The organism is Paraburkholderia phenazinium (assembly GCF_900100735.1).
Taxonomy (GTDB): Bacteria; Pseudomonadota; Gammaproteobacteria; order Burkholderiales; family Burkholderiaceae; genus Paraburkholderia; species Paraburkholderia phenazinia.
On sequence record NZ_FNCJ01000005.1, the window covers coordinates 448,957 to 463,427 of the forward strand.

Here is a 14,471-nt window from a genome sequence, read left to right on the forward strand (position 1 = left end):
ATCGGCCGTTGCGACTCGTGTCGCCGCTCACCGATAAACGTGAAAGCATACGCGCAGCGCGCAGCAAGGAGGCCTGAAAAAGCAAAAAGCCCCGCACAAGTGCGGGGCTTTTTTGTCGTCGTCAACAAACAGGAGACAAGATCTTATTTGATCTTGGTTTCCTTGTACGGAACGTGCTTGCGAACGACGGGATCAAACTTGCTGATCTCCATCTTTTCCGGCATGTTGCGCTTGTTTTTCGTCGTGGTGTAGAAGTGACCCGTACCTGCGGTCGATTCCAGCTTGATCTTGTCGCGTGCGCCTTTGGCCATGATTTACTCCTTAGGCTTCACCGCGTGCGCGCAGGTCTGCGAGCACGGCGTCAATGCCGTTCTTGTCGATCAGACGCAGGCCGGCGTTCGAAACGCGCAGACGCACCCAACGGTTTTCGCTTTCCACCCAAATACGGCGGTTTTGCAGGTTCGGCAGGAACCGGCGCTTGGTTTTGTTGTTCGCGTGGGAAACGTTGTTGCCGCTCATCGGCGCTTTCCCAGTTACTTGGCATACGCGTGCCATATGAGAGCACTCCTAATACGCTAATTCTGAGTTCGGACGCCGCGAAAGTTATCCGGAAGGGCCGTGCTGATCACTCAGTCACTTATCTCCCGAAAGGCCTTTGATGGCTTCGGAACAGGGTTGGAAACAGGCAAACCGGAATTCTAGCAGAAAAAAAGCCGATAAATCAAACCTTATTTGCGATCGGCTACCCGGGACAACATGGCGCTGCGTCCTCAATCCGACGGGCGCCCTGGCGCTGTGCTGCTGTGGCCGCTCGGGGATTCACGACCATCCGGCTCTGGCAAACGAGAATGTCTCGTGGGTGCCGATCACGAGGTGATCGATCAGTTGGACGTCGATCAGCGCGAGGGTATCGCGCAGCACCTGGGTGAGCCGCCGGTCGCTGGCGCTCGGCTTGACCGCGCCAGAGGGGTGATTATGCGCCACGATCATGCTCGCCGCATTGGTTGTGAGCGCGCGGCGGACAATTTCCCGCGGATAGACCGCCATGCGCGTGAGCGAGCCGCGCGAGCTTTCCTCGGTGCTGATCAGCCGGTGCCGGGCGTCCAGAAACAGGCAGACGAAGACTTCATGGGGCCGCGAGCCGATCAGCAGGCGCAAATAGTCTTCGACTGCCTCGGGCGAGTCGATCAGCGGCTTTTCGCGCATTTTTTCGACCAGCGAGCGCCGCGCCAGCTCAAGAATGGCGAGCAACTGCGCGGTTTTGGCGGGGCCGATGCCGGGCAGCCCGTTGAAATCGTCCGGTGTGGCGTCTAGCATTGCGCGCAGCGAACCAAAGCGCTTGAGCAGGGAATGGGAGATGCCGAACACGCTGTGCCCCGGCAGCCCGGAGCCCAGCACCAGCGCGACGAGTTCGGCGTCGGTCAGAGTGCCGGGCCCGAACTCGAGCAAGCGCTCGCGCGGCATGTCGGGTTTGCCGCGCTTGCTGCGGCTGCGCTTGCGCACGGCTCGCTCGCCCATGGTCGCCGAACGCGCAGGCGGCTTCGGCGCGAGCCGCCCGGGGGCGGACAGCGTACCCACATCCTCCGCGGTATTTGGCGTCACTTCGACGCAGGCGTAATAGTCCATGTCATCTTTCTCCGATTGGTGGGTGAGAACCGCCTCACCTGTAGCGGCCTTGCATATGACGCTCGCAAGCCGCCGCGGGATATGTGGCTTACAATAGGGCCTTTGCGCACGGCACCATGACGGTTTGCCACCCGCACAGGCGGCGCCCACGGCGCCCGCGTGCAGCGCGTCCCGACTGAACGAGTACTGCATGAGCATCATCGACATCTCTGAAGTGAAACCCGGTTCGCACGTCACACTCCATTACCGGCTTTCGCTTGCCGATGGCGCCGAAGTCATCAACACCTTCACGGAAAAGCCGGCCACGCTGCTGCTGGGCGCAGGCCAACTGGCGCCGCCGCTGGAAGATATTTTGCTGGGATTGAAGGTCGGCCACCATTCGACCTTTCAGCTAACGCCGGAGCAGGCCTTCGGCCCGCGCAATCCCGAACTGCTGCAGCGGGTGTCGCTCGCCACGCTGCGCGAAAACAGCATGATCGGTGAGGACTTTTCGCCGGGCGATCTCGTCGAATTCAACGCGCCGGGAGGCGGACGCTACGCTGGTGTGCTGAAGGAAGTGGGCGAAACGTCTGCCCTGTTCGATTTCAATCACCCCCTCGCCGGCCAGGCGCTGGCGTTCGAAGTGAAAATCATCGGGATTCTGTAAACATGAGCACCACGGATACGACTCTGACTGAAGCCGAGATCCTGCTGGCGCAACCGCGCGGTTTTTGCGCGGGTGTCGATCGGGCCATCGAAATCGTCGAACGCGCGATCAAGCTGCACGGTTCACCTATCTACGTGCGTCACGAGATTGTTCACAACGCCTATGTGGTGGAAGACCTGCGCAAGAAGGGCGCGATCTTCATCGAGCAGTTGGAGGAGGTGCCGGCCGGCAATACGGTGATCTTCAGTGCGCACGGTGTCTCGAAGACGGTGCGCGCGGAAGCCGAGTCGCGTGGCCTGCGCGTGTACGACGCAACTTGTCCGCTCGTCACCAAGGTGCACATCGAGGTCGCCAAGATGCGCCAGGACGGCTTCGATATCGTGATGATCGGCCACAAGGGTCATCCTGAAGTCGAGGGCACGATGGGGCAGGCGGGCGAGGGCATGTATCTCGTCGAAGACATTGCCGATGTCGAAGCGCTGGCACTCGCGGATCCGGAGCGCATAGCATTCGTCACGCAAACCACGCTGTCGGTCGACGACGCCGCCGAGATCATCGCTGCGCTCAAGGCCAAGTATCCGGCCATCCGCGAGCCTAAAAAGCAGGACATCTGCTATGCCACGCAGAACCGCCAGGACGCGGTGAAGTTCATGGCGCCGCAGTGCGACGTGGTGATCGTGGTGGGAAGTCCGAACAGTTCGAACTCGAACCGCTTGCGCGAAGTCGCCGAGAAGCGCGGGATCCCTTCTTATATGGTGGACTCGCCCGACCAGATCGATCCGGCTTGGATCGTCGGCAAGCGCCGCATCGGCGTGACCGCCGGCGCGTCCGCGCCGGAAGTGCTGGCGCAAGCCGTGATCGCCCGTTTGCGCGAGCTGGGCGTGCGCAATGTGCGCGCTCTTGAAGGCATCGAGGAAAACATCGCGTTTCCTCTGCCGCGAGGTCTGGGCTTGCCAGCCTGACAATCTGCTGACGTTTCTGTAAGAAAAGCGCGCCTCGAGCGCGCTTTTTTATTGTTCCGACGATTGCATCGAGTTCTATAAATAAGTGTCAGATCATAGAAATGAACCGTTTTGCAGTGCCCGGAACGCAAAAATTTTGTTTCCAGGCGATTTTATTTAATCTATCCGGCAGTGATCGAGCCCCATTTAACTGTGTGATATTCGCCACCGTTGATTTTTGATGCACTAACATTGTGCGTCGCGCTGCCGATATACCAAAAGGTAGTACTTATCGCTCAGCGCGATGAAATCAGGGGTGGACCGCGTTCGCTGCAACACTTGATGCTGCTTGGGTCTACGTTGGTGCAACTGATGCACGGAAAATTGTCGCAACCAGGTTGCGCCTTTATCCCGATATTGTTCTCAAAATACGGTTGCAATGCAGGAAAACCCTGCCGTTTCAACAATATTGCCCGTCGCATAATTGGAGTTACAATGCGCGCGTTCTCAAGGCCTCCGGGCTTCGAACGCTGGATTTAGCAAGGCGCTGGAGACCTACCTAATGCGAGTCAAGTTTGCTTACGCCGTGTCCATCCCGGCCGCGGTTGAGACGCTGACCGCGAGCAGCAAAAAGAGCAATGGCATGGCAGACGCAGGCGAATCCGCCGCGACGATGGTAGAGGCGCCGGCAAGCAGGAAGGTGGCGATCGTTACGATCGATCATGCGACCCCATTAATGGGAAATATTGCCCATCTAGGCAAAGACAACGAAAACGGGGCGCGATTGGTAGTTGAGGAGATGACCACGCAGGGGCCGGCAGTCGACGGCCAGAAGATCCAGCCGGAGCTGGACGCGAAATGCATCGCGCCAAGGGCCGATGCGGCTGCCTATGGCAAGGGGAGCGCGGACGAGTCTGCGAATACCGCCAGGGCGAGCAGCGCGAAAACGGTCGCACGGGAAGCGACAAATGATCAGGCCACGGGGATCCGGGCCATTCTCACCAACATCAAGCGTGTTCAGCCGGGCGGCATCAAGTCCGGCCGCATGCACGCAACGGGCGGGCCGCTCACGAAGCAGGCGGCCGCGCTCGATATCAGGGCAGAAATCCTTGGCGGCGACGGCGTGTGTACCGTCAAGGTGGGGGAGCTGGCGGGATCCGCCGGGCACAACCCGGTCAGTTCGGAGGCGGCACTCGTGCTTTCGGACATGACCCAGGGAGCGGGCTTCAAGCAGCAGGATGGAGGCCGTTCCAACACGCCGGTGCAGAGTGACGCGCCGTTCACGTATGAGGCTCTGTACGTGATTGTCGATGCAAAGCAGCGCGCCAACTCAATCGACGCGCCCGAGGTGCTGGCTGCGATGCCGAGCGCGGGTTACCACCGCGTAACCGGTCACATCGCATTCGACGACAAGGGTGATTTGAAAGAAGGCGCCATTACGCTTTACGACTTCAGGGACAGCAAGCACGCGGTCCTCGACGCCGTAGAGATGTAATGACGGGACGTACAGCCTGACGGCACCTGGCCCACCCATTGGTGTCGTTTTTGCATCCGTTTCCGGCAAGGCGGCGACTGCATCCCAGTCGCATGACGAACCGGTAGCGGATAACCCTTACCGGTCTTTTACATCAGTACCCGCAGTGCCGTTGCGATTTGTGTGAAGCATCACCGCCCACCGGCTGATGACGAACGCAAATCCAGTCGCACGGGCTAAGGAGCATTAAATGGATATCTTCATCCAGCAGATCCTCAACGGACTGGTGCTTGGCAGCGTTTACGCCATCATCGCACTGGGCTATACGATGGTTTACGGCATCTTGGGCATCATCAACTTCGCTCACGGCGATGTGTTGATGGTGGGCGCGATGGTTGCGCTCTCAGCCATAGGCGTGCTGCAGAACCACTTTCCGGGGCTAGGCAATGTGCCGACGCTCATCATCGCGTTGATCATCGCCGCAGCGGTTTGCTCGGTGGTCGGCTACACGATCGAGCGCGTGGCCTACCGGCCGTTGCGCCGCGCGCCGCGTCTGGCTCCGCTGATCACCGCCATCGGCGTGTCGATCCTGCTGCAGACGCTTGCGATGATGATCTGGTCGCGTAACCCGCTGCCGTTCCCGCAACTGCTGCCGACCGATCCGATCAACGTGATCAAGGCCGGGCCCAACAATCCGGGCGCCGTGATCTCGATGACTGAAATCGTAATCATCGTAGTGGCGTTTCTCGTGATGGGCGGCCTGCTGCTGCTCGTGCACAAGACGAAGCTCGGCCGTGCGATGCGCGCGATTGCCGAAAATCCGAACGTGGCGAGCCTGATGGGCGTGAGCCCGAACTTCGTGATCTCGGCAACCTTCATGATCGGCTCGGCCCTCGCTGCGCTGGCCGGCGTGATGATCGCGTCCGAGTACGGCAACGCTCACTTCTATATGGGCTTTATCCCCGGTCTGAAGGCCTTTACCGCGGCAGTGCTGGGCGGCATCGGCAATCTCGGCGGTGCAATGGTCGGCGGCGTGGTGCTCGGCCTGATCGAACAGTTGGGTGCGGGCTACATCGGCAACCTGACGGGTGGTGTGTTCGGCAGTAACTACCAGGACGTGTTCGCATTCATCGTGCTGATCGTCGTGCTGGTGTTCCGTCCGTCGGGCCTGCTCGGCGAACGTGTCGCAGATCGCGCCTGACCTGGGCCATAAGGAGCAATTAGACATGACCTCAATTCAACCGATCGAGCCGTCCACGACGCTCATCCCCGAGAAGAACCTGACGAAGACGCTGACCGTCGGCATCATCACCGCGATTTTCGTGATCGCCGCGCCGATGATCATCGGCGCAGTCGGCGGCAACTACTGGGTGCGCGTGCTCGACTTCGCGATGCTGTACGTGATGCTGGCACTCGGCCTTAACGTGGTGGTCGGCTTCGCCGGCCTGCTGGACTTGGGCTACATCGCGTTCTACGCGATCGGCGCCTATACCACGGCCTTGTTGTCGTCGCCGCACCTGTCCACGCAATTCGCGTGGATCGGCGCAATGTTCCCGCACGGCCTGCATACGCCGTTCTGGATCATCGTGCCGCTCGCCATGGCACTGGCCGCGATGTTCGGTGTTCTGCTCGGTGCGCCGACCCTGCGTCTGCGTGGCGATTACCTCGCCATCGTGACCTTGGGCTTCGGGGAAATCGTGCGGATCTTCATGAACAACCTCGACCGCCCGGTGAACATCACCAACGGGCCGCAGGGGATCACGGGTATCGACCCGGTGCAGGTCGGCGGCTTCAGCCTCGCGCAGACCCACACGTTCCTCGGCTTCCAGTTCACGACGGTGTACATGTATTACTACCTGTTCGTGCTGTGTGCGTTGCTGGTGATCTGGGTATGTACGCGTTTGCAGCACTCGCGTATCGGCCGTGCATGGGCCGCGATCCGCGAAGACGAAATCGCTGCCAAGGCAATGGGCATCAACACCCGTAACGTGAAGCTGCTGGCGTTCGCGATGGGCGCGTCGTTCGGCGGCCTGTCGGGCGCGATGTTCGGTGGTTTCCAGGGCTTCGTGTCGCCTGAATCGTTCACCTTCTGGGAATCGGTCGTGGTGCTGGCCTGCGTGGTGCTGGGCGGTATGGGCCACATCCCGGGCGTGATTCTCGGTGCGGTGCTGCTCGCCGTGTTCCCGGAATTCCTGCGCTCGACCATGGGTCCGCTGCAGAACATGATCTTCGGCCATGAAATTGTCGATACCGAAGTGATCCGTCAGTTGCTGTACGGTCTCGCGATGGTCCTCATCATGCTGTACCGCTCGGAAGGCCTGTGGCCGTCGCCGAAGCACGAGGACAAGATTGCGAAAATCGCGAAGCGCAACAGCAAGAAGCCGGTGCGCGCCTGAGGCCTGATTGGAGAATTCTATGAGCGACAAACAAATCCGTCTGTCCGTCAAGGGCGTGAACAAGCGCTTTGGCGGTCTGCAGGCACTGTCCGACGTCGGCCTGGAAATCAAGTCCGGTGAGATCTACGGTCTGATCGGGCCGAACGGCGCCGGCAAGACCACGTTCTTCAACGTCATCACGGGCCTCTATACGCCGGACTCCGGCGACTTCAGGCTGGACGGCGAGAGCTACACGCCGACCGCGGTGTACCAGGTCGCGAAGGCCGGGATTGCGCGGACCTTCCAGAACATTCGTCTGTTCGGCGGCATGACCGCGCTGGAAAACGTGATGGTGGGCCGTCACGTGCGCACCAAGCATGGCCTGCTCGGCGCTGTGTTCCAGACGCCGGCTGAGCGCAAGGAAGAGCGCGAGATCAAGGAGCGCGCGCTCGAACTGCTGGAGTACGTCGGCGTGCTGCAATACGCGGACTACACCTCGCGCAATCTGTCGTATGGCCACCAGCGTCGTCTGGAAATCGCCCGTGCATTGGCAACCGATCCGAAGCTGCTGGCGCTGGACGAGCCGGCCGCCGGCATGAACGCGACGGAAAAGGTCGAGCTGACCAAGCTGCTCGACAAGATCCGCAGCGACGGCAAGACGATCCTGCTGATCGAGCACGACGTGAAACTGGTGATGGGCCTGTGCAACAACATGACAGTGCTCGATTACGGCAAGGTGATCGCCCAGGGGCTGCCGCAAGACGTGCAGAAAGACCCGAAGGTGATTGAGGCATATCTGGGTGCGGGGGTCCACTGATGGCTACGGCAATGTTGAAAATCAAGGGCCTGCAGGTCAATTACGGCGGCATTCAGGCAGTCAAGGGTATCGACCTGGAAGTTGGTCAGGGCGAACTGGTCACGCTGATTGGCGCGAACGGCGCAGGCAAGACCACGACGATGAAGGCGATCACGGGTCTGAAGGCGTACTCGGCGGGCGATATCGAGTACATGGGCCAGTCCATCAAGGGGCTGCCCGCGCACGAGCTGCTCAAGCGCGGTCTGGCGATGGTGCCGGAAGGTCGCGGCATCTTCTCGCGCATGTCGATTGTCGAAAACATGCAGATGGGTGCTTATCTGCGTAACGACACCGACGGCATCAAGGCGGACGTCGATCGCATGTTCGGCTTCTTCCCGCGCCTGAAGGAACGCGCTTCGCAGTACGCGGGCACGTTGTCGGGCGGCGAGCAGCAGATGCTGGCGATGGCGCGCGCGATCATCAGCAAGCCCAAGCTGCTGTTGCTGGATGAGCCGTCGATGGGTCTCTCGCCGATCATGGTCGAGAAGATCTTCGAAGTGGTGCGGGCGATCTCGGCCGAAGGCATGACCGTGCTGCTGGTCGAGCAGAACGCGCGCCTGGCGCTGCAGGCAGCGAATCGCGGCTACGTGATGGACTCGGGTCTGGTGACGATGTCCGGTGACGCGAAGCAGATGCTGGATGATCCGAAGGTTCGGGCTGCTTATCTGGGTGAATGAGCTGGGTGAATGAGCTCGGTGAATAAACCCGGCAAGTTGAGTGGCTGAACCCGCCACTCAAACCTGCCCAAACACAAAGGCCGCATGCGATATTTTGCATGCGGCCTTTGTTATTTCTGCGCGCCGGCTTGCTTAGCCGTTCAAAACGAACTTACGCAGCAGAAGGAGGCGACGCCGACTCGGCGCTCGCATGTTCACCCAGGCGCTTGCCCAGGCTGATCACCGCATCGGCGCGATAACCGAGTGCCTCGTAAAACGCCCGCACTTCCTGCTTCGCCGTCAGCACCTGCAGATTGACCTTCGGACAGCCCATCGCAACGAGCGCCGCTTCGGCATGCGCAATCAGCCTGGTGCCGATGCCGAGCCGGCGCTGCGAGCCATCCACGGCGAGCGAGTAAAGCCAGCCCCGGTGGCCGTCATAACCGGCCATCACGGTGCCCACCAGACGCTCGCCGAGCGTGGCGACAAAGAACAGCTCCGGCTGCGTGGCCATCTTGTTGGCGATCGACAGATGCGGGTTGCGATGCGGCCGCGTCACTTCCCGATACTCGGGAAATGCCTCCTGCCACAGCGCGACCACGGCATCGGTATCGCTCGCTTCAAAGCGGCGGATCGATAGCGTGGCGGTTGTCATGCGCGCTCCTTCTTCAGCGTTTAAAGGGTGTCGAGAATCGAGCGCAGCATAGCCATCATCTGGTCGATCTCTTCGTTGGTCACGTTCAGGGCCGGCATGAAGCGCAGCAGGTTCGGACGCGCCGCGTTGAGCAGCAAACCGTCCGGCTGCATATTGCGGGCTTTCTCGACGATCTGGTTGCCGATATCCTTGCCGAGCAGCAACGCGCGCAGCAAGCCCTCGCCGCGTTCGCCAGCAAAGCCGCGCTCTTCCGACAGTTCCAGCAGCTTCGCACGCAGATACTCGCCGCGCTCGCGCACGCCTTCAAGGAAACCCGGTGCGGTCAGTTGCGAGATCACCGAGTAACCGACTGCCGTCATCAGCGGATTGCCGTTATAGGTGCCGCCCTGGTCGCCGGCTTCGAACACTTCGACTGCGGCCTTGCAGAGCAGCGCTGCGAGCGGCACGCCGCCGCCGATACCCTTGCCGAGCGTCATGATGTCCGGCTCGATACCCGACAGTTCGTACGCGAACAGCGTGCCGGCGCGTCCGCAGCCGCTTTGCACTTCGTCGGCGATCAGCAGGATGTTGTGTTTCTGGGTCAGCGCACGCAGTTGTTGCATGAATTCGGGCGTCGCCGGAATCACGCCGCCTTCGCCCTGGATCGGCTCGAGCATCACCGCGACGGTCTTGCCGTTGATGAGCTTTTCAACCGAGGCGATGTCGTTCAGGTCGGCCTTCGGGAAACCCGGCACTTGCGGTGCGTAGATGGTGTCCCAGCCCGGCTTGCCGCTCGCCGACATGGTGGCGAGCGTGCGGCCGTGGAAGCTGTGGTCGAACGTGATGATCTCGTAGGCGCCGTCCTTGTGCTTCTTGCCCCACTTGCGCGCCAGCTTGATCGCGCCTTCATTCGCTTCGGCGCCGCTGTTGGCGAAGAAGACCTTGTCGAAGCAGCTATGTTGCGTGAGCAGGCCGGCGAGCTGGGCCATCGGCGCGTTGTAGAACGCGGGCGACGGGTTGATCAGCAGTTGCGCCTGCTTGTTCAGCGCTTCGATCATGCCTTCGTTGCAATGCCCGAGTGCGTTGACCGCCCACCCCTGGATGAAGTCGAGATATCGCTTGCCGGTGTTGTCGTAGATCCACGAGCCCTTGCCGTGCGTAAAAACGATCTCGGGCCGGTTGGTGATGTACATCAGCGACTCGACGGGATACTCATTGAAATTCATGGCGGCAGGCTCCGGGCGTTGCAGGGTGAAGGAACAGTAAAAAGGGGCGGGAAAAACAAAAAGCCACGGCATGCCGTGGCTTTCGTGATTCGAACAACATGCGCCTGTCTGGCGCGAATCCGTGACAAAGCCGGCGGCGTCCCTAAGGGAGCAGCGAGCGGCGACGTCGGAGTTCGGACTGGATGCGGTTCATGCGCGAAAGAATACGACAACGCGAGCACCGGTGTAAACCATGAATTTCGCCTGCGACGGACTTTTTGGGTCCGCCGTGCAGGCTAGTCAGGTTGACGCGGCCAATCCAGGTAAGGGCTGGCTGTGGTTAAACCGGGTTCGCGAGGTCGGCTGCGCTCGTGAAGGAATCCGCGTAGAACTCGTCTTCCGGCAGGCCGTGGTGCTGCGTGAAATCGCGCTGCGCCGATTCGACCATCACCGGTGCGCCGCAGGCGTACACCTGATAACCCGACAAGTCTGGCAGGTCTTCGATGACGCTGCGATGAACGAAGCCGGTGCGGCCGGTCCATGCGTCGCTCGGGTCCGGTTCGGAGAGCACCGGCACGAACTTGAAGTTCGGGATTTCGCGCGCCCATTGTTCGGCCAGCTCGAGCAGGTACAGGTCTTTCTTGCGGCGTGCGCCCCAGTACAGCGTCATCGGCCGGTCGAGTTCCTTGAACACCGCGTGTTCGACGATCGCCTTCAGCGGCGCGAAGCCGGTGCCGGAGGCGAGCAGCACGATCGGCTTGTCCGAGTCTTCGCGCAGGAAGAAGGTGCCGAGCGGCGCCTCGAAGCGCAGGATGTCGCGCTCCTTCATGGTGTTGAAGACGTGATCGGTGAACGCACCGCCGGGCATATGGCGGATATGCAGTTCGATCGGGCCTTCGACGTGCGGCGCGTTCGCCATCGAATAGCTGCGGCGCTTGCCGTCCTTCAGGATGAACTCGAGGTACTGGCCGGCGAGGTATTGCAGACGCTCGTTGGCGGGCAATTGCAGCTTCAGCACGACCACGTCGTCGGCCTTGCGCTCGATCGCGTTCACGCGGCACGGCAGCTTCTTGACCTGCACGTCGCCCACACCCGCGACTTCGCGGATGTCGATCTCCAGATCGGAGCACGGCGTCGCGCAGCAGAACAGCGCCATACCGCGGGTTTTTTCGTCGTTCGACAGTGCCGACGACGAATGCTGGCGCTGTTCGACTTCGCCGCTGACCACGGTGCCCTTGCACGAACCGCACGCGCCGTTCTTGCAGCCATACGGCAGGCCGATGCCTTGGCGCAGGGCGGCGGTCAGGACGGGTTCGTCGGGTTCTACTTGAAACTGCCGGCCGCTTTGCCGGAGGGTTACATTAAATGCCATAGCGTGTTCGAGTTCGAAGAGTCGGTAATCGGTGTGAGCCGCCCCTGACGGCTACAATGCGTCCACCATGAAAGCCACACGAAACTTGCGCCGCCGGCGCGTGCTCATTGTGGGCTGCGGCGATGTCGGCATGCGTTGTGCCGCGCTGCTGCAGCCGCGCGCGCATCTGTTTGCGCTTACGACCCAGCCAGCCCGTTGCGCCGAATTGCGCGCGGCGGGCTTGACGCCGCTGCTCGGCGATCTCGATGCCCGCCGCAGCCTGAAGCGGCTCGCGGGCCTCGCGCCGATGGTGCTGCATCTGGCCCCGCCGCAAAAGACCGGCGACGACGACCGCCGTACGCGGGCGTTGCTTGGCGCCCTCAGCGCACGCCGGATCCGGCCCGCACGCAGTGCGGTAGCGCCGGTAGCGCGCTTGCGCCGCCTTCGCGGTGCATGGATGGAACGGGAAGCAGGCAATATTGTACCCGACGGGGTAAGACGCTCCGCGGGTTCGCGGCCTCCCGTGCGTATGGTTTACGCGAGCACGACCGGCGTATACGGCGACTGCGGCGGCGCGCTGATCGACGAAACGCGCACGGTACGCCCGGCCAATCCGCGGGCGCTGCGGCGGGTTTCCGCGGAACAGCAACTGCGGCGCGCCACTGCGCGCGGCACGCTGCAGGCGAGCATTGCGCGCATTCCGGGTATCTACGCGGGCAACCGCTTGCCGCTCGCGCGGCTGCAGAAGCGCACTCCGGCATTGATCGACGCCGACGACGTCTACACGAGCCATATCCACGCCGACGATCTGGCCGCGATTCTGGTGCGGATGATGCGGCTCGGCCGGCGCGGGCGGGTGGTCCATGCCTCGGACGATACGAGCTTGAAAATGGGCGAGTACTTCGACCTGGTGGCCGACGCGTACGGACTTGAGCGCGCCCCGCGCATTTCGCGGGCACAAGCCGAAGCGCAGATCGACCCAATGATGCTGTCGTTCATGCGTGAATCGCGGCGGCTCGTGAATGAGCGGATGAAGCGCGAGCTGCGGGTGCAGTTGCGCTATCCGACGGTGGCGGATTTTCTGCGGCGTGCGCATGGAGAAACCACGCCGGGAGGCGAAACGCACCCTACCGACGCGGCGCCATAAAGCATGCGGACCAAGCTCAGATGAGTCAGGTGAGGGCCGGCAGTGCTTCCAGCAGCAGGAAGCACAGGACCGCGCCGATCAGCGCGCCGATCAGGCTCGGATGATACTTGTGCCGCAGATGCATCACGATCAGCAGAGCGCCGACCACGACTGCAGCCAGGCAGACAAACGCAATCATCGCGGCCGAGATCTCAAACGAAGTGTGGGTGATCATGGCGCTCCTCCCTGAAACTTTGTACTCGTTGTTTAATCGAGTATAAAGCGACTTGTCAGGAAGGGCATGCTGCGCCGCAGCGCAAACAGGGCGCAAAAGGGCCGTAAATGGACCGATAAAGGCGGCCTTGGTGGGACACCGCACACGACGTGCTCGACGCTGTGGGGCTGCGCGGCTCTATGGCCTGCCCGGTTACTTGTTTACCCGCTCCGTAAAGATCCGAGGTCGGCTTCGTCGAGCCATTGCCATGCGCCAACGGCGAGCGTCGCGGGCAAGCTGAGGCCGCCGATCCGCTCGCGATGCAGCGCTTCGACGCGGTTGCCAGCGGCCGCAACCATCCGTTTGACCTGGTGGTATTTGCCTTCGAGCACGGTCAGTTCGAGCGCGTGCTCGCTGCGCGCCTGCGCGGCGACCGCGGCAATCGGTTTGGGCTCGCCGTGCAGCAGCACCCCTTCGCGCAATGCGCCGAGTTGCGCATCGTCGAGCGGATGGCGGGTGCTCGCGACGTAGACCTTCGGCACCTTGCGCTTGGGCGAGGTGAAGGCGTGGACGAACTTGCCGTCGTCGGAGAGCAGCAGCAGCCCGGTCGTATCCTGATCGAGGCGGCCCACGCATTGCACGCCGCGCGCGGCGAATTGCGGCGGCAGCAGATTGAACACGCTCAGATGATGCTGCGGCTCGCGCGAGCATTCGTAGCCTGCGGGTTTGTTGAGCAGCAGGTAGGCGTGCTCGCGGTAGGGCCACGCGGCGCCGTCGACCGTGAAGTTGAGCGCCTCGGTCGAGAGGTCGGCGTCCGGATCGTCGTGAACGGCGCCGTCGATCGTCACGCGGCCGTCCGCGATCAGTGCGCGGCATTGACGTCGTGAACCGAAACCCTGGGTGAAGAGAACGCTTTCGAGATTCATGGGGAGCGAGAGAACAGCAGGGCGAAATGCAGGCGACGGACCGCAGTCCGTCGCTTCGCGTGCATTCTACCCGCCCGTTCCGATTCCCGTTCCCGTACGCGTGCCGTTCAATGCACGCCGGCGCGCCGTTCCACGAAACGCCGCACATAATCGTCGGCCGGACGCGTGAGGATCTCGTTCGGCGTGCCTTCCTGCACCAGCGTGCCGTCGCGCAGGATCGCGATGCGGTTGCCGATGCGCAGCGCCTCGTCCAGATCGTGCGTGATGAATACGATGGTCTTGTTCAGCGTGGCCTGCAACTGCAGCAACTGGTCCTGCATTTCGGTGCGGATCAGCGGATCGAGCGCGGAGAACGCCTCGTCCATCAGCAGCACGTCGGTGTCGGCGGCCAGCGCCCGGGCGAGGCCCACGCGCTGGCGCATGCCGCCCGACAACTCGTCG

At 62.0% G+C, this 14,471-nt stretch carries 17 protein-coding genes; 8 read left to right on the top strand and 9 right to left on the bottom strand.

Going from position 1 to position 14,471, the window contains the following annotated elements; all coding sequences use genetic code 11:
* Nucleotides 1–143 precede the first annotated feature (143 nt).
* The 3 genes from rpmG to radC form a co-directional block, all read right to left on the bottom strand.
* Nucleotides 144–311, bottom strand: a complete 168-nt coding sequence (gene rpmG, locus BLQ92_RS14785; RefSeq protein WP_074263557.1) for a 50S ribosomal protein L33 — start codon at nucleotides 309–311, stop codon at nucleotides 144–146.
* Nucleotides 312–321: 10 nt separating this feature from the next.
* A complete protein-coding gene (rpmB, locus tag BLQ92_RS14790) occupies nucleotides 322–555 on the bottom strand; it encodes a 50S ribosomal protein L28 (RefSeq protein WP_007180631.1) in 234 nt (77 codons plus the stop codon).
* A gap of 264 nt (nucleotides 556–819) precedes the next feature.
* Entirely contained in the window at nucleotides 820–1,518 is a 699-nt protein-coding gene (gene radC / locus BLQ92_RS14795; RefSeq protein ID WP_090685294.1) for a RadC family protein, read from the bottom strand.
* Nucleotides 1,519–1,816: 298 nt separating this feature from the next.
* Here radC and BLQ92_RS14800 point away from each other — a divergent pair, with 298 nt between their 5' ends.
* The 7 genes from BLQ92_RS14800 to BLQ92_RS14830 all read left to right on the top strand — a co-directional run bounded on the left by BLQ92_RS14800 (nucleotide 1,817) and on the right by BLQ92_RS14830 (nucleotide 8,595).
* On the top strand, nucleotides 1,817–2,272 hold the full coding sequence (locus BLQ92_RS14800) for an FKBP-type peptidyl-prolyl cis-trans isomerase (protein ID WP_074300570.1): 456 nt from the start codon (nucleotides 1,817–1,819) through the stop codon (nucleotides 2,270–2,272).
* Between the two features lie 2 nt (nucleotides 2,273–2,274).
* Nucleotides 2,275–3,234 (top strand): 4-hydroxy-3-methylbut-2-enyl diphosphate reductase, encoded by a 960-nt coding sequence (gene ispH, locus BLQ92_RS14805; protein WP_090685246.1) that lies wholly within the window; start codon nucleotides 2,275–2,277, stop codon nucleotides 3,232–3,234.
* A 541-nt stretch (nucleotides 3,235–3,775) separates the two neighbouring features.
* Nucleotides 3,776–4,708: a type 1 periplasmic-binding domain-containing protein gene (locus BLQ92_RS14810; RefSeq protein WP_090685247.1), complete on the top strand. Its 933-nt coding sequence runs from the start codon at nucleotides 3,776–3,778 to the stop codon at nucleotides 4,706–4,708.
* Between the two features lie 229 nt (nucleotides 4,709–4,937).
* A complete protein-coding gene (locus BLQ92_RS14815) occupies nucleotides 4,938–5,888 on the top strand; it encodes a branched-chain amino acid ABC transporter permease (RefSeq protein WP_090685249.1) in 951 nt (316 codons plus the stop codon).
* A gap of 25 nt (nucleotides 5,889–5,913) precedes the next feature.
* The gene (locus tag BLQ92_RS14820) at nucleotides 5,914–7,083 is read left to right on the top strand and encodes an ABC transporter permease subunit (protein ID WP_090685250.1); all 1,170 of its coding nucleotides are present in this window, start codon (nucleotides 5,914–5,916) and stop codon (nucleotides 7,081–7,083) included.
* Between the two features lie 19 nt (nucleotides 7,084–7,102).
* Nucleotides 7,103–7,879, top strand: coding sequence for an ABC transporter ATP-binding protein (locus BLQ92_RS14825; protein ID WP_090685251.1), 777 nt, complete (start codon nucleotides 7,103–7,105; stop codon nucleotides 7,877–7,879).
* Entirely contained in the window at nucleotides 7,879–8,595 is a 717-nt protein-coding gene (locus BLQ92_RS14830) for an ABC transporter ATP-binding protein (RefSeq protein ID WP_090685253.1), read from the top strand. Before BLQ92_RS14825 ends, BLQ92_RS14830 begins: the two co-directional genes overlap by 1 nt.
* Before the next feature lie 151 nt (nucleotides 8,596–8,746).
* Here the strand turns inward: BLQ92_RS14830 and BLQ92_RS14835 are convergent, their stop codons facing one another.
* The 3 genes from BLQ92_RS14835 to BLQ92_RS14845 all read right to left on the bottom strand — a co-directional run bounded on the left by BLQ92_RS14835 (nucleotide 8,747) and on the right by BLQ92_RS14845 (nucleotide 11,785).
* Nucleotides 8,747–9,229, bottom strand: coding sequence for a GNAT family acetyltransferase (locus BLQ92_RS14835; RefSeq protein ID WP_090685254.1), 483 nt, complete (start codon nucleotides 9,227–9,229; stop codon nucleotides 8,747–8,749).
* 20 nt (nucleotides 9,230–9,249) lie between these two features.
* Complete coding sequence (locus tag BLQ92_RS14840; protein WP_090685255.1) at nucleotides 9,250–10,434, bottom strand: acetylornithine transaminase; 1,185 nt, start codon at nucleotides 10,432–10,434, stop codon at nucleotides 9,250–9,252.
* A gap of 319 nt (nucleotides 10,435–10,753) precedes the next feature.
* Nucleotides 10,754–11,785, bottom strand: coding sequence for a CDP-6-deoxy-delta-3,4-glucoseen reductase (locus BLQ92_RS14845; RefSeq protein ID WP_090685256.1), 1,032 nt, complete (start codon nucleotides 11,783–11,785; stop codon nucleotides 10,754–10,756).
* 67 nt (nucleotides 11,786–11,852) lie between these two features.
* On the opposite strand from BLQ92_RS14845, the gene BLQ92_RS14850 reads away from it, so the two are divergent.
* A complete protein-coding gene (locus tag BLQ92_RS14850; protein WP_090685257.1) occupies nucleotides 11,853–12,911 on the top strand; it encodes an NAD-dependent epimerase/dehydratase family protein in 1,059 nt (352 codons plus the stop codon).
* Nucleotides 12,912–12,936: 25 nt separating this feature from the next.
* Here the strand turns inward: BLQ92_RS14850 and BLQ92_RS14855 are convergent, their stop codons facing one another.
* From BLQ92_RS14855 to BLQ92_RS14865, 3 genes are all read right to left on the bottom strand, one after another.
* Complete coding sequence (locus tag BLQ92_RS14855; RefSeq protein ID WP_090685259.1) at nucleotides 12,937–13,125, bottom strand: hypothetical protein; 189 nt, start codon at nucleotides 13,123–13,125, stop codon at nucleotides 12,937–12,939.
* Between the two features lie 200 nt (nucleotides 13,126–13,325).
* Nucleotides 13,326–14,030, bottom strand: a complete 705-nt coding sequence (locus BLQ92_RS14860) for a pseudouridine synthase (protein ID WP_090685260.1) — start codon at nucleotides 14,028–14,030, stop codon at nucleotides 13,326–13,328.
* Between the two features lie 107 nt (nucleotides 14,031–14,137).
* On the bottom strand, nucleotides 14,138–14,471 hold a 334-nt coding region (locus tag BLQ92_RS14865; protein ID WP_143016578.1), incomplete at its 5' end, for an ATP-binding cassette domain-containing protein.